The sequence below is a fragment of the Bradyrhizobium sacchari genome (assembly GCF_002068095.1).
Lineage (GTDB): Bacteria > Pseudomonadota > Alphaproteobacteria > Rhizobiales > Xanthobacteraceae > Bradyrhizobium > Bradyrhizobium sacchari.
Genome location: NZ_LWIG01000014.1, coordinates 404,095 through 418,247, shown reverse-complemented (window position 1 = coordinate 418,247; position 14,153 = coordinate 404,095). Strand labels below are relative to the sequence as shown.

The 14,153-nt window shown below is 64.8% G+C and carries 11 protein-coding genes; 9 read left to right on the top strand and 2 right to left on the bottom strand.

All coding sequences use genetic code 11. From position 1 onward, the window contains the following. Window positions 1–22: 22 nt before the first annotated feature. Window positions 23–415: a hypothetical protein gene (locus A5906_RS20890; protein WP_080137205.1), complete on the bottom strand. Its 393-nt coding sequence runs from the start codon at window positions 413–415 to the stop codon at window positions 23–25. Between the two features lie 165 nt (window positions 416–580). On the opposite strand from A5906_RS20890, the gene A5906_RS20885 reads away from it, so the two are divergent. After that, the gene (locus tag A5906_RS20885; protein ID WP_080137204.1) at window positions 581–1,225 is read left to right on the top strand and encodes a trimeric intracellular cation channel family protein; all 645 of its coding nucleotides are present in this window, start codon (window positions 581–583) and stop codon (window positions 1,223–1,225) included. Between the two features lie 123 nt (window positions 1,226–1,348). On the opposite strand, the gene A5906_RS20880 is transcribed toward A5906_RS20885, so the two are convergent. Continuing rightward, the gene (locus A5906_RS20880) at window positions 1,349–2,587 is read right to left on the bottom strand and encodes a cytochrome c (protein ID WP_080137203.1); all 1,239 of its coding nucleotides are present in this window, start codon (window positions 2,585–2,587) and stop codon (window positions 1,349–1,351) included. 281 nt (window positions 2,588–2,868) lie between these two features. On the opposite strand from A5906_RS20880, the gene A5906_RS20875 reads away from it, so the two are divergent. The 8 genes from A5906_RS20875 (at window position 2,869) to A5906_RS20830 (ending at window position 13,917) form a co-directional block, all read left to right on the top strand. Beyond that, window positions 2,869–6,360: an indolepyruvate ferredoxin oxidoreductase family protein gene (locus A5906_RS20875; RefSeq protein WP_080137202.1), complete on the top strand. Its 3,492-nt coding sequence runs from the start codon at window positions 2,869–2,871 to the stop codon at window positions 6,358–6,360. A 1,042-nt stretch (window positions 6,361–7,402) separates the two neighbouring features. Then, window positions 7,403–8,560, top strand: a complete 1,158-nt coding sequence (locus A5906_RS20860) for a thiolase domain-containing protein (protein ID WP_080137200.1) — start codon at window positions 7,403–7,405, stop codon at window positions 8,558–8,560. After that, window positions 8,560–8,949, top strand: coding sequence for a Zn-ribbon domain-containing OB-fold protein (locus A5906_RS20855; RefSeq protein ID WP_080137199.1), 390 nt, complete (start codon window positions 8,560–8,562; stop codon window positions 8,947–8,949). The genes A5906_RS20860 and A5906_RS20855 overlap by 1 nt, the downstream gene beginning before the upstream one ends. A gap of 206 nt (window positions 8,950–9,155) precedes the next feature. Next, the gene (locus tag A5906_RS20850) at window positions 9,156–10,016 is read left to right on the top strand and encodes a MaoC family dehydratase (protein WP_080137198.1); all 861 of its coding nucleotides are present in this window, start codon (window positions 9,156–9,158) and stop codon (window positions 10,014–10,016) included. Window positions 10,017–10,181: 165 nt separating this feature from the next. Continuing rightward, entirely contained in the window at window positions 10,182–11,060 is an 879-nt protein-coding gene (locus A5906_RS20845; protein ID WP_080137197.1) for an SDR family oxidoreductase, read from the top strand. 109 nt (window positions 11,061–11,169) lie between these two features. After that, window positions 11,170–12,123 (top strand): dihydrodipicolinate synthase family protein, encoded by a 954-nt coding sequence (locus A5906_RS20840; protein WP_080137196.1) that lies wholly within the window; start codon window positions 11,170–11,172, stop codon window positions 12,121–12,123. 5 nt (window positions 12,124–12,128) lie between these two features. Continuing rightward, on the top strand, window positions 12,129–12,923 hold the full coding sequence (locus A5906_RS20835; RefSeq protein ID WP_080137195.1) for an NUDIX hydrolase: 795 nt from the start codon (window positions 12,129–12,131) through the stop codon (window positions 12,921–12,923). Window positions 12,924–13,002: 79 nt separating this feature from the next. Beyond that, a complete protein-coding gene (locus A5906_RS20830) occupies window positions 13,003–13,917 on the top strand; it encodes a DMT family transporter (protein ID WP_080137194.1) in 915 nt (304 codons plus the stop codon). The last annotated feature ends 236 nt before the right edge of the window (window positions 13,918–14,153 follow it).

Here is a 14,153-nt window from a genome sequence, read left to right as displayed (position 1 = left end):
CCCGCCGCTCTTCGCTGTGATGTTACTTCGCGCCGTCAGACGGCGTTTGCGTGTCCGGGGCCGGCTTGGTCGGCGCAGCGCCCGTGGTCATGCCCGGCTCGGTGTTGTTGCGCGGCGTTACGTCACGCATGCCGGGAGGGGCGGCCGGATTGGCCGGCGGCGCCTGCTGGGCAGTCCGCGACGTCGGCGCGTTGCTCGCCTGGTTGCCCGTGGTGGAGTTGTTCAGGCCGTAGAACACGGCGCCGAGCACCAGGGCGACGGCCACGGCAAACAGCGCGATCCTGCCGCTTGAGGCAGGGCCTTCGCCAAGCTCGGGATCGGCCTGAAGGTCGGCATCCCGGCGTGCCGCGCGAAGATACTCATCGTCGGCGAGGTTCGGGCGATACGGATCGTTGGGAAAACGGTCGTCAGCCATCGATTGGTCTCCTCGGTTATGACGCCGGGACAACCCATAGCTGCGAGATTCTGTTCCGCCCCCCTTTGTGCTTTCGTCGCATGTTGCCCTCCCACCGGGAATCGGGAACCTGTTCCGACACGAGCCCTCGGGGCGTGAAGTTCCATCGCGGGAGGGAACAAGGCGATGTGGAGCCTGCCACCGACCGATACCGTGCTGCATTTCCTGTCGCTGGTCGCGGTCGCCGCGCAGGGCATGACGGCTGCGCTCGCCGCCGGACGCCGCAGCATGGACTGGCTGGGGGTCTGCTTCCTCGGCTGCATCACCGCGCTCGGCGGCGGAACGCTGCGCGATCTCTTCCTCGGCCACTATCCGCTGGCCTGGGTGCAAAGCCCGATCTATCTGGCGCTCGCCGGCGGCGCCGCCTTCGTCACCATCCTGATCGCACGTCTTGTGCACCGGCTGAAAGTCGCCTTCATCGTGCTCGACGCCATCGGTCTCGTCGTCTTCACCATGGCGGGCTGCGACGTTGCCTGGCAGATGGATGCGACGCTGCCCATCGTCATCGTCTCGGGCATGGTGACGGGCTGCGCCGGCGGCGTGCTCCGTGACGTGCTCTGCAACGACGTGCCGCTGCTGTTCCGCTCCGAGCTCTACGCCAGCGTCTCGGTGGTGACGGGGCTGTTCTACGCCACCGCCTTCGGTTTGCAGCTCAACGCCGGGCTCTGGACCATTTTGACCTTCGTCCTCGGCATCAGCTTCCGCCTGCTGGCGGTGCGCTACAAATGGGAGATGCCGAAATTCGTATTCACGGGAGACGAGGAGAGGTAGTCGTTGCATCGCCTCGCTCCATCCACGCCGTCATTGCGAGCGTAGCGAAGCAATCCAGAATCTTTCCTAGGGAGGGACTCTGGATTGCTTCGCTGCGCTCGCAATGACGGGAGAGGGGGTATGCTACGGCTCCTCCTTCCGCGCCTTCGTCACCTGCAATGGCGTCACCAGCGGCGCGGTGTTGCCCCAGGAGTTGCGGATGTAGTTCGTCACTGCGGCGATCTCGCCGTCGGACAATTGCTTGGCATAGGGCGGCATTTCGCCGGTGTTGGGCGCGCGCGGCGTCGTCACGGTGTGGGCGCCGTCGAGGATGACGCGAAGGGTCGAGGACGGATTGACCGACTGCAGCAGCGCATTGCCGGGCAGCGGCGGATAGATCCGCGGGCTTCCCGTGCCGTCGGCTTCGTGACAGGCGATGCAGAGCTTTGCGTAGATGGCCTGACCGGCCTTCATCTCGGCATCGTCGGGCGGCGTCACGATCGTCTCGCGCCGGGCCGGCGGCAGGCCTTTCAGATACAGCGCGATGGCGCGAATATCGGCATCGCTCATCTTCGCGGTGGAGTTGACGACCACCTCGGCCATCGGACCGTCGGCATGGCTCCGCGCGTTGCGTCCGCTTTGCAGATACTCGGCGATGTCAGCCTCGCTCCAGGATTTCAGACCGGTACGCGCGGCGCCATCGAGCCGGGGCGCGTACCAGCCGCCGACCTCGTTGCCCGATAGCGCCTGCGCCTGCTTGTCGGCGCCAAAATAGTTCTTGGGCGTGTGGCAGGCGCCGCAATGGCCGAGACCGGTGACGAGATAGCCGCCCCTGTTCCACGCTGCGCTCTGGTTCTGGTCCGGCTCGAACAGGCCGGGCTTGAAATACATCGCGTTCCAGATCCGCATCAGGCTGCGATAGCCGAACGGCCAGCGCAGCTCCGCCGGCCTGTTGCGGCTCGCTACGGGTGCGAGCGTGCCGAGATAGGCCCGGATCGCCAGGGTGTCGTCCTTGGTCATCTTCGTGAAGTAGGGATAGGGGAAGGCCGGGTAGTAATTCGATCCGTCCGGCGCGATGCCGTAGCGCAGGGCCCGGGTGAAATCGGCATCCGACCAGGCGCCGATCCCGCTGTCGCGGTCGGGCGTCAGGTTCGGCGTATAGATCGCGCCGAATGGCGTGTCGATGCGCTTTCCGCCCGCGAACGGCTTGGCCGGATCGGCGGTGTGGCACCCCGCGCAGTCGCCGGCCTCAACCAGCGTCTTGCCATAGGCGATCAGCTCCGGGGACGGTTCGGCGGCCCGGGCCGCGCTCGTGACCGGACCTGCAACCGCACTGCACAAGGCCAGACCCGCAAGAGCCAATCCAGTCAGAATCGTCCGCATCGAAAGCCTCTCCTGCGACCAATCGACCGCACCCGCGTCAAAGGAGCATCAATTCATTTCGCGACGGCGGGGGTATGGTGACACAAATTGAAAATGCCCGATGCCTTTGCAGCCACGAAATTGCGATTTTTACCCGGCGCTCCCTTTGGTCCAGATTTCTGATGCGCCGCGTTAAATATCCGACATAGAGTGGCGCAGGTGGTCGGCGCGCCCTAGCTAAAAACAAAGGGCAGGCAACGGCTTAAGCAGCCAAGCGCTCAAAAGGGCGGATGAGGACAAGAATGGGCATCAACCAGGGTCCGATCAGTCTCGATCAAAAATACACCCAGCAAACCGGACATGTCTTCACCACGGGCATCCAGGCCCTGGTTCGACTGCCGATGGCCCAGATCCGGCGGGATCGCGCCAACGGCCTCAACACCGCGGGCTTCATCTCCGGTTATCGCGGCTCGCCGCTCGGTGGCTACGACCAGCAGCTCTTCGCCGCCCGCAAGCATCTCGAGCAATACAACATCAAGTTCCAGCCCGGCGTGAACGAGGACCTGGCGGCAACCGCCGTCTGGGGCTCGCAGCAGCTCAATCTCTCGCCCGGCGCGAAGTACGACGGCGTGGTCGGGATCTGGTACGGCAAGGGCCCCGGCGTCGATCGCTGCGGCGACGTGTTCCGCCACGGCAATGCCGCGGGCTCGGCCAAGAACGGCGGCGTGCTGTGCCTTGCCGGTGACGACCACGGCGCGAAATCCTCGACCGTCCCGCATCAGTCCGACCATGCCTTCATGTCGGCGCTGATGCCGTATCTCTATCCCTCGAGCATCCACGAGATGATCGAGATGGGCCTGCTCGGCATCGCGATGTCGCGCTATTCCGGCTGCTGGGTCGGCATGAAGGTGATCACGGAGACGGTGGAGACCACCGCCGAGATCGACCTCACCGACGAGATGAAGCCCTTCATCATCCCGCCCGATTTCGAGCTGCCGCCCGGCGGCCTCAATCTGCGCTGGCCCGATGACCGCTTCGAGCAGGACCGCCGCCTGCAGGACTACAAGGGCTTTGCCGCGATCGCCTTTGCGCGCGCCAACAAGGTCAACCGCGTCACCATGGATTCGCCGAACGCCCGCTTCGGCATCATGGCATCCGGCAAGAGCTACGAGGACGTGCGGCAGGCGCTGCGCGAGCTCGGGATCACCGAGGAGGTTGCCGCGAAAATCGGCCTTCGCCTCTACAAGATCGGCATGCCCTGGCCGCTGGAGCCTGAAGGCGTGCATCAATTCGCGGTCGGCCTCGAAGAGATCTTCATCGTCGAGGAGCGCCGCGAGATCGTCGAGAACCAGGTCAAGCAGGTGCTGTTCAACTGGCGCGACGACGTCCGCCCGCGCATCGTCGGCAAGATGGACGAGCACGACAAGCGTTTCCTGACCTTCGCCGCCGAGCTCAGCGTCGCCTCGCTTGCGACCTCGCTGACCGAGCGGCTTCTCAAACTCGATCTCAACCCCGAGATCGCGGAGATGCTCCGTGCCAAGGCCGACTGGTTCAATGGTCGTCAGGCCACGCAGATGCAGGCGGTCGCACCTGTCTCCCGCACCCCCTATTTCTGCTCCGGCTGTCCCCACAACACCTCGACCAAGGTTCCCGAAGGCAGCCGCGCGCTGGCCGGCATCGGCTGCCATTTCATGGCGCTGTGGATGGACCGCTCGACGGAAACCTTCACGCATATGGGCGGCGAGGGCGTGCCGTGGGTCGGCATCGCGCCGTTCACCAACGAGAACCACATCTTTGCGAATCTCGGCGACGGCACGTATTTCCACTCGGGCATTCTTGCCATTCGTCAGGCGGTCGCCTCCAAGGCCAACATCACCTACAAGATCCTCTACAACGACGCGGTCGCGATGACCGGCGGCCAGCGCCATGACGGCGATCTTTCGCCCCAGAAGATCATGGCCCAGCTTCATGCCGAGGGCATCAGCGAGATTTATCTCGTGTCTGAAAACCCTGACGCTTATCCCGCCGATACCATCGCGCCGGGCGTGAAGAAATATCACCGCGACGAGTTGCAGAACGTCATGAAGATGTGCCGTGAGTACAAGGGCACGTCCGCGATCGTCTTCGTGCAGACCTGCGCCGCCGAGAAGCGCCGCCGCCGCAAGCGTGGCCTCATGGAAGATCCGGCGCGCCGCGTCATGATCAATCCTGCCGTCTGCGAAGGCTGCGGCGACTGCTCGGTGCAGTCGAACTGCATCTCGGTGGAGCCGCTGGAGACCGAGTTCGGCCGCAAGCGCGCCATCAACCAGTCCTCCTGCAACAAGGACTATTCCTGCCTCAAGGGTTTCTGCCCGTCCTTCGTCACCATCGACGGCGGCGCGCCACGCCACCGCGCGCCGGCCGAACTCGCAGAGATCGGAGAGCTCCCCGAGCCGGCGTCGCGCCCGAGCCTCGACAAACCCTACAACATCGCGGTCGGCGGCGTCGGCGGCACCGGCGTGCTCACCATCGGCGCGCTGCTCGGCATGGCCGCCCATATCGAGGGCAAGGCCTCGATGATCCTGGACATGTCGGGCCTGGCGCAAAAGGGTGGGGCGGTGCTCAGCCATGTCCGCCTGTCCGATCATCCGGCCGAGGTGACCTGCTCGCGCATTGTCACCGGCACGGCGGATCTCGTGCTCGCCGCCGACGAAGTGGTCGCGGTCGCCAAGGACACCATCTCGCTCTGCGACTCCAGCCGCACCCGCGGCATCATCAACAGCCACGTCATCCCCACCGCCGACTTCATCCTCAACCGCGACTTCAACTTCCAGACCCGCAAGCTCAATGCGGTGCTGGAGACGGCGCTGCACAAGGATTCGGTGTTCTTCGACTTCACGAGGCCTGCCGAGCAGCTGCTCGGCGACAGCATCGCCACCAACATGATGATGATGGGCTATGCCTATCAGAAGGGTTTGTTTCCGCTGTCGGCGGAGGCGATCGAGCAGGCCATCGAGGTCAACGGCGTCTCGATCAAGATGAACAAGGAAGCCTTCCGCCTCGGCCGCCTCGCGGTCGCCGATCCCCAGCGTCTCGCCGACATGCTGAAGGGGACGGACGAGGTGGCTGCGCCCAAGACGCTGGACGCCATGACGCTCGATGAGGTCATCGAGCATCGCGCCAAGCATCTCACCGCCTACCAGAACACCCGTCTCGCCAAGCGCTATCGCAAGCTGGTCGATCAGGTCCGCGATGCCGCCAAGCAGGGCGGTTATGGCGATGCGCTGCCGCGCGCGGTCGCGGTGAACTACGCCAAGCTGCTGGCCTACAAGGACGAGTACGAAGTCGCGCGCCTGTTCACCGACGGCGCTTTCGAGCAGCAGCTCCGCGACCAGTTCGAGGGCGACTTCAAGTTCAGCTTCAACCTCGCACCGCCGATTCTGGCGAGCGGCGTCGATGCGCTCGGCCGCCCCAAGAAGCGCGCCTTCGGCCCGTGGATGCTGAAGGTCTTCCGCGTGCTGGCGAAATTCAAGGTCCTGCGCGGCACCCCGCTCGACATCTTCGGCCGCAGCGCCGACCGCAAGCTCGAGCGCGACCTGATCGCCGGGTACGAGAAGGACGTCGCCACCGTGCTCGGCCTGCTATCGCCGGTGACGATCGATACTGCCGTCGAATTGCTCTCGCTGCCCGACCGCATCCGCGGCTACGGTCCGGTGAAGGAGAAGGCGGTGGCGGATGCCAAAGCCCGCTATGCCCAGCTCGCCGCGGACCTGGCGAGCCCGCCATCCGCGCCGCGGCAGATCGCGGCGGAGTAGGGCGGATTCGTAGGGTGGGCAAAGGCGCGACGCGCCGTGCCCACCACCTGCCATTGATTACGAAGAAGACGTGGGCACGCTTCGCTTTGCCCACCTTACGACACCATTCCTTGCACTACCGGTCGGGCAAAACACCCACGCATGGGTCAATCCGCCTCCGCAAAAACATTCCGCTTTACCGAAATTCGGAATTGTCGTATCCCTTCCGGCACCTCATCCCCCTCGGAGGGGCGTATCGCGATCGTCACGAAACGCGGGGTGAGCGGCGGTGGACGTGGACTGCGTCGCATGGGGCGATTGTCTCGTGCACGACGGGCGCGGTCTCGCGTACGGCAAAATCGTGTGGTCCTGACGCCCGGGGTCTGTGCGTCAAGCCTTGCGGTCACTCGCAAGGCGACGGGGGCAATAGTGCATCGCTCCCCGGGGAGAGCGCGCCATAAGCCGTAAAGCCACTGCGCAGGGAAGGCCGGATGTTTGGCTTCACCTGTATGCCGCTGTGCAGCTCTTCGTAGCGCAATTTTCGCACAGTGGACCGTGGGTGCCCGGCCGGCACCCGGTCTTCCCTGCGCCCTCTGTTTCCGGAGGGGAGCAAGACGGAGGCAAAGCTCGGGCGATCGTGCCGCGAGGATGCGGGGGTGTGTCTGCGATCCAGTTGTGAGTGGAAAGAGCGCCGTCGGTATCTGCGAACTCCGTCATTGCGAGCGCAGCGAAGCAATCCAGAAATGCATCCGCCGAAAGATTCCTGGATTGCTTCGCTGCGCTCGCAATGACGATGGTGAGGCAGCACGGTTCGCTCTCCCTCACCCTGAGGAGCCGCGAAGCGGCGTCTCGAAGGGCGAGGGGCCACAGCCGGGCCTGTATCCTTCGAGCCGCGCGTTCCGCGCTCCTCAGGATGAGGTCCAAAGACTTCCGCGCCCGCTATTACCCCCTCTTGCGCCGACCCGCTGCCCTCTCGCGGGGCGGAATATTTCCGCGCTTGCCAATCAGGCCACCTCGGTTCAGAAAAAAGAGGCAATAAGAAACGCGAGCGGAGACCTCTGTTTTGACCATCAAGGGCAAGGCCTACATTGCCGGGATCTACGAACACCCGACCCGGCATGCGCCGGACAAATCCACCGCCCAGCTCCATGCCGAGGTCGCCAAGGGCGCGATCGAGGATGCCGGGATCAGCAAGGACGATGTCGACGGCTATTTCTGCGCGGGCGATGCGCCCGGCGGCGCCTGGCCGATGGTTGACTATCTCGGCCTGAACACCAAAAAACTCCGCCACGTCGATTCCACCGAGACCGGCGGCTGCTCCTACATCATCCATCTCGGCCATGCCGCCGAGGCGATCGCGGCAGGCAAGTGCTCGATCGCGCTAGTTACGCTCGCCGGCAAGCCGCGCACCGGGGCGATGCCGCCGCGCGCGGCCGGCGCCGAGGCCGATTTCGAGTCCGCTTACGGCGCGACGACGCACAATGCCTATGGCATGTGTGCCATGCGCCATATGCACGACTACGGCACCACCTCGGAGCAACTCGCCTGGATCAAGGTCGCGGCCTCGCATCACGCGCAATACAATCCGCATGCGATGCTCAAGGACGTCGTCACCGTCGAGGACGTGCTGAATTCGCCGATGATCTCCGATCCCCTGCATCGCATGGATTGTTGCGTCGTCTCCGATGGTGGCGGCGCGCTGATCGTGACGACGCCTGAGATCGCCAGGAGCCTGAAGAAGCCGCTCGTGCGCCTGATCGGTCATGGCGAAGCGATGAAGGGCCCGCGCGGCGGCAAGGATCTCGATCTCACTTATTCCGCCGGCGTGTGGTCCGGTCCGCGTGCGTTCGAGGAGGCCGGCATCACGCCGAAGGACATCAAATACGCTTCGATCTACGACAGCTTCACCATCACGGTGCTGATGCAGCTCGAAGACCTCGGCTTCTGCAAGAAGGGCGAGGGTGGCAAGTTCGTCGCCGACGGCAATCTGATCTCGGGCGTCGGCAAACTGCCGTTCAACACCGACGGCGGCGGCCTTTGCAGCAACCATCCCGTCAATCGCGGCGGCATGACCAAGATCATCGAAGCCGTCAGGCAGCTGCGCGGCGAGGCGCATCCAAAGGTGCAGGTCAAGAATTGCGATCTCGCCATCGCCCACGGCACCGGCGGCCTTCTGGGTGTCCGCCACGCCGCCTCGACAGCCATTCTGGAGCGCGTTTGATGAGTGAAGCGAAAAAGTATCCGGCGCCTGTGACCAACCCGGAGACGTCTGCGTTCTGGGACGCTGCCAGGCAAGGCAGGTTCATGATCAAGCGCTGCACCGCCTGCGGCGAAGCGCATTACTTCCCGCGCTCGATCTGCCCGTTCTGCTACTCCGACAAGACGGTGTGGGAGGAGGCGTCGGGTGAGGGCACGATCTACACGTACAGCCTGATGCGGAAATCGCCGACCGGCCCCTACGCCATCGGCTACGTCACGCTGAAGGAGGGGCCGTCGGTGCAGACGAATTTCGTCGACTGCGATCTCGAGAAGCTCAAGATCGGCCAGAAGGTGAAGGTGGTGTTCAAGCCGACCGACGGCGCACCGCTGCCGTTCTTCACGGTGGCCTAAGATTCTTCCCTTCTCCCCTTGTGGGAGAAGGTGGCGCGAAGCGCCGGATGAGGGGTATCGCTCCGCAGAGAGAGCTCTTGATGCGGAGCCAACCCCTCACCCAAACGAGTTTGTTGCGGGCAGCGTCTGGCCCTCTCCACAAGGGGAGAGGGCGCATCAATAGGCGCGGTCGCCCGCTGAAAGAATACCGGGAGGAAACCAGAAAAATGTCCGCCAGATACGAAGAGCTCAAAGGCCTGAAAAACCTCGGCCAGAAATATGCCTATACCGATCGCGAAGTCATGCTCTACGCCTACGGCATCGGCCTCGGCGCAGATCCGATGGACGAGAATGAGCTCGCCTTCGTCAACGAGGGCACGTTCACACCGCGGCCGCTGAAGGTGGTACCGACTTTTGCCTCCGTCGCGGCCTGGGGCTCCGGTCCGGGCGAGATGAACCTCAACCGCGTCATGGTGGTGGACGGCGAGCGCGATATCACCTTCCACCAGCCGCTGCCGGTGGCCGCGAACATCACCGCCGACTCGTCCGTGCTCGAGGTCTACGACAAGGGCAAGGACAAGGGCGTCGTCATCAGCCACCAGACGGTGCTCAAGAACGAGAAGGGCGAGAAGCTGGCGACGCTGGTCGCTTCGCGCTTCGCCCGCGGCGATGGCGGTTTCGGCGGGCCGAACCTGACCCAGCCCGATCCGCACAAGATCCCGTCGCGCAGCCCCGACCGGACCATCGACATCGTCACGCGTCCCGACCAGGCGCTGGTCTATCGCCTCTGCGGCGACCGCAACCCGCTGCACTCGGATCCCGAGTTTGCGAAGAAGGCGGGCTTCCCGCGTCCGATCCTGCACGGCATGTGCACTTACGGTATCACCTGCCGCGGCGTGCTGCAGACCTATGCCGACTACGACGCAAGCGCCTTCCGCCAGCACGTCGCGCGGTTCTCGTCCCCGGTCTATCCCGGCGAAACCGTGACCATGGATCTCTGGAAGGACGGCAATGTGATCTCGTTCGAAGCCAAGGTGAAGTCGCGCGGCGTCACCGTAATCAAGAACGGCAAGACGGTGCTGGGTTAGGTCGGTCTCGTGCCCCGGACGCAGCGCAGCGCGCAAGCGGTGCGCTGCAGAGCCGGGACTCAGAGTGCCGCAGCAAAGAACAGGGTCCCGGCTCTGCGACGCAGCGTTTCACGCCCCATCGCGTCCGGGACACGAGAGAACAATAATAAACAGGGAGACGCCACCATGGGACTACTCGACGGCAAGGTTGCGCTGATCACCGGCGCGGGCGGCGGGCTCGGTGAGGCCTACGCCAAGCTGTTCGCGCGGGAAGGGGCCTCGGTCGTCGTCAACGATCTCGGCGGCCCCCGTGACGGCTCCGGCGCCGACAAGTCGATGGCGCAGCTCGTGGTGGACGCGATCAAGGCCGAGGGCGGCAAGGCGGTCGCCAACGGTGCCGACATCTCCACCATGGAGGGCGGCCAGTCGGTCTTTGACGACGCCATCAAGCACTTCGGCCGCGCCGACATTCTCGTCAACAATGCCGGCATCCTGCGCGACCAGACCTTCGCCAAGGCCTCGGAGGCCGATTGGGACAAGGTCATCAAGGTGCACCTGAAGGGTACCTTTTGTTGCACCCTGCCGGTGTTTCGCTGGATGCGGGAAAATGGCGGAGGCGTCATCGTCAACACCTCCTCGACATCGGGGCTGATCGGCAATTTCGGCCAGACCAACTATGGAGCTGCCAAAGGCGGTATCTGGGGCCTGTCCAATGTGCTGGCGATCGAGGGCCGGAAATACAACATCCGGATCTGGACGCTGGCTCCGGGCGCTCTGACCCGCATGACCGCAGACCTGCCCCGCTATAAGGAGAACCCGGGGGCGGCGCTGGGGCCGGACGGCATCGCGCCGGCCGTGCTATACATGGTCAGCGACTTGTCGGGCGACCAGACCGGCAAGGTGCTGGGCGTGTCCGGGCCCCGCGGCGTGCGCGAAATGCGGATGATGGAGATGGAAGGCTGGAAGCCGCCGCACTCGGGCTGGAACGCCCAGGACATCGTAGATCACGCCAAGGAGATCTTCTTCTCCGAGGAGCAGATCAAGATGGGGGCGCGGCGGTTTTAGCCGTTGTTGTCGTTCCGGGGCGCGACGAAGTCGCGAGCCCGGAACCTCGAGATTCCGAGGTCCCGGCTCTGCGAGCCGCCCCGGAATGACGGAGAAAGAGAGAGACTGGATGAAACTGACCGCCGACGCCAAAGGCACCTTCGCAATCGCGCCGACACCGTTCCACGATGACGGCCGGATCGACGAGCGCTCGATCGACCGCCTGACCGATTTCTACGAGGAGGTCGGCTGCGACGGCGTCACGGTGCTGGGCATTCTCGGTGAGGCCCCGAAGCTCGATGCCGCCGAGGCCGAGCAGGTGGCGGTTCGCTACGTCAAGCGCGCCAAGAAGATGCAGGTCATTGTCGGCGTCTCCGCGCCGGGCTTTGCCACCATGCGTTCCCTGGCCAAGGCCTCGATGGATGCCGGCGCGGCCGGCGTGATGATCGCGCCGCCGCCCTCGCTGCGCACCGACGACCAGATCGTCGGCTATTTCAAGCAGGCGGCTGAGGCCATCGGGCCCGATATTCCGTGGGTGCTGCAAGACTATCCGCTGACGCTGTCGGTGGTGTTCACCCCCGCCGTAATCCGTAAGATCGTCATGGACAATCCGAACTGCGTGATGCTCAAGCACGAGGACTGGCCGGGCCTGGAGAAGATCTCGACGCTGCGCGGCTTCCAGAAAGACGGCTCGCTCCGCCCGCTCTCGATCCTGTGCGGCAACGGCGGCACGTTCCTCGACTTCGAGATGGAGCGCGGTGCCGACGGCGCCATGACCGGCTACGCCTTCCCGGAGCTGCTGATCGACGTCGTGAACCTCTCCAAGGCCGGCAAGCGCGATGCCGCGCATGACCTGTTCGACGCGCATCTGCCGCTGATCCGCTACGAGCAGCAGCCCGGCGTCGGCCTCACCGTGCGCAAATACGTGCTGCAGAAGCGCGGCATCATCGCCTCCAGCGCGCAGCGCAAGCCCGGCGCGACGATGACGGCGACGGCGAAGGCCGAGGTCGATTACCTGCTGTCGCGTGTCGCCCGTTTCGACAAGCGCGCCAATCTCGGCCCGCAATCCAGCGGCGCAGGTTAGTTTGCATGGCCGAGACATCAGCATCACGCCCGGCCTCGACGATCCTCCTGCTGCGCGATGGCGCACAGGAGGTTGAGGTCTTCATGATGGTCCGCCATCATCAGATCGAGTTCAACTCGGGCGCGCTGGTGTTTCCGGGCGGCAGCGTCGATGCCGGCGACAACGAGATCGTCGCCTGCGCCGACCTCTATTCAGGCGGCGAAGGCCTGAGTGAAGCGGACCGCGGTTTTCGTATCGCCGCGATCCGCGAGACATTCGAGGAGAGCGGCATTTTATTGGCGCGCTCAAAGGACTCGGGCACGCCTGTCGATGCCAGGCGTGCGGGGGAGATCGCGGACAAGCACCGCGTTGCGCTCAACGAGCACAGGATCAGCTTCCTCAGCATCCTCGCCGATAACGGCCTCCAGCTCGCGCTCGACACGCTGGTGCCTTACGCCCATTGGATCACGCCCGAGGGCATGCCGAAACGTTTCGACACCTGGTTCTTCCTTGCGGCGGCGCCGCCCGATCAGCTTGGCGCCCATGACGGCCGGGAATCCACCGACTCGATCTGGGTCTCGCCGCGCGAGGCGGTCGAGGGCGGTGACAGTGGCCGCTTCAAGCTGCCGTTCCCGACCACGCGCAATCTGATCCGGCTGGCGAAGCAGCCGACGGTGAAGTCCGCGCTCGACCATGCCAAGGGCATGTCGATCGTCACCGTGATGCCGATCATGACCAGGACCGCAACCGGTCGCCAGCTTCGCATCCCCCGTGAGGCCGGCTATGACGGCGAGGTGTTCGAGGTCGGCGCGGTCGGCTGATACACTTCGACACACAGCGAAGTATTGGCGCTTGCGGACGCGCTAGGTTCCGTCCATCGCGGAATGGATGGGACGCACAATGGACAGCCGGCAGGACAGCAACATCACCATCGAGCTGGCGCTGCTGGTTGCGCTCGCAACGCTCTGGGGCGGGTCCTACACCTTCATCAAGCTCGGCGTCGCCACCATCCCGCCGATCACGCTGATCGCGGCGCGCACCGCGATTGCGGGCCTGCTGCTCATGGCCGTCATGTGGGCGCGCGGCATCAAGATGTCGACGGATGGGGCGACCTGGCAGCGTTTCGCGTTCCAGGCCGTGCTCAACAGCGTCATTCCCTGGACGCTGATCGCCTGGAGCGAGCGCCATGTCGATGCCGCCCTCGCCACCATCCTCAACTCGGCCGGACCGATCTTCACCTTCCTACTCACCGCGATCGTCACCCGTCACGAGACGACCACGCCGCGAAAGCTGCTCGGCGTGGTCGCCGGCATGGCCGGGATCCTGCTGATCGTCGGCGTCGATGCCTTCCGCGACATCGGCAGCGGCCTCATCGCCGAGGCCGCGATCATCACCGCCACCATCTGCTATGCCTGTGCCGCGATCTTCGGCCGCAGCTTCAAGGGCCTTGATCCCATGGCGCCCGCGGCCGGCTCGCTGCTGGCGGGGGCGGCGGTCCTGATCCCGGCCTCGCTGATCGTCGAGCGGCCCTGGACGCTGTCGCCCTCGCTCAGCTCCGTGCTGGCGCTGCTCGCGCTGGCGACGTTCTCGACCGCCGCGGCGTTTGCGATCTATTTCCGCCTGATCCAGACCCTGGGGTCGGTCGGCACCACCGCGCAAGCCTACTTGCGCGTCCCCATCGGTGTCGCCATCAGCGTCGCCTTCCTCGGCGAAACCTTGAGCCGGACCGCCTGGATCGGGCTCGCCTGCGTCGTTGTCGGCGTCGCCGCCATGACGATCCCCGCCGGGCGGCGGGCTGGCGTCAAAACGTCATAATCCGGAGCGAAGGGCGGGCCGAGACCTGCGATATTAAGGATGTTTCGCGGCGGCAGGCATGTTTCCCCACGCCCGCAATACGTCGTATATTGGGCTTCCAGTAGCCCGGTCCTTAACGCACCAATGTCCGCCGAATTGACGCCGCCCCCCGAGAAAAAGCGAATCTTTTCGCTGTCCATCGGCCAACTGACGTTCGGAAGCTTCATCCTGGTGCTGGCGGTGATCATCGTCACCTC

Coding starts and splice junctions, on each gene's coding strand:
- A5906_RS20890 (WP_080137205.1), bottom strand. CDS start 415: ATGGCTGACGACCGTTTTCCCAACGATCCGTATCGCCCGAACCTCGCC.
- A5906_RS20885 (WP_080137204.1), top strand. CDS start 581: ATGTGGAGCCTGCCACCGACCGATACCGTGCTGCATTTCCTGTCGCTG.
- A5906_RS20880 (WP_080137203.1), bottom strand. CDS start 2,587: ATGCGGACGATTCTGACTGGATTGGCTCTTGCGGGTCTGGCCTTGTGC.
- A5906_RS20875 (WP_080137202.1), top strand. CDS start 2,869: ATGGGCATCAACCAGGGTCCGATCAGTCTCGATCAAAAATACACCCAG.
- A5906_RS20855 (WP_080137199.1), top strand. CDS start 8,560: ATGAGTGAAGCGAAAAAGTATCCGGCGCCTGTGACCAACCCGGAGACG.
- A5906_RS20850 (WP_080137198.1), top strand. CDS start 9,156: ATGTCCGCCAGATACGAAGAGCTCAAAGGCCTGAAAAACCTCGGCCAG.
- A5906_RS20845 (WP_080137197.1), top strand. CDS start 10,182: ATGGGACTACTCGACGGCAAGGTTGCGCTGATCACCGGCGCGGGCGGC.
- A5906_RS20840 (WP_080137196.1), top strand. CDS start 11,170: ATGAAACTGACCGCCGACGCCAAAGGCACCTTCGCAATCGCGCCGACA.
- A5906_RS20835 (WP_080137195.1), top strand. CDS start 12,129: ATGGCCGAGACATCAGCATCACGCCCGGCCTCGACGATCCTCCTGCTG.
- A5906_RS20830 (WP_080137194.1), top strand. CDS start 13,003: ATGGACAGCCGGCAGGACAGCAACATCACCATCGAGCTGGCGCTGCTG.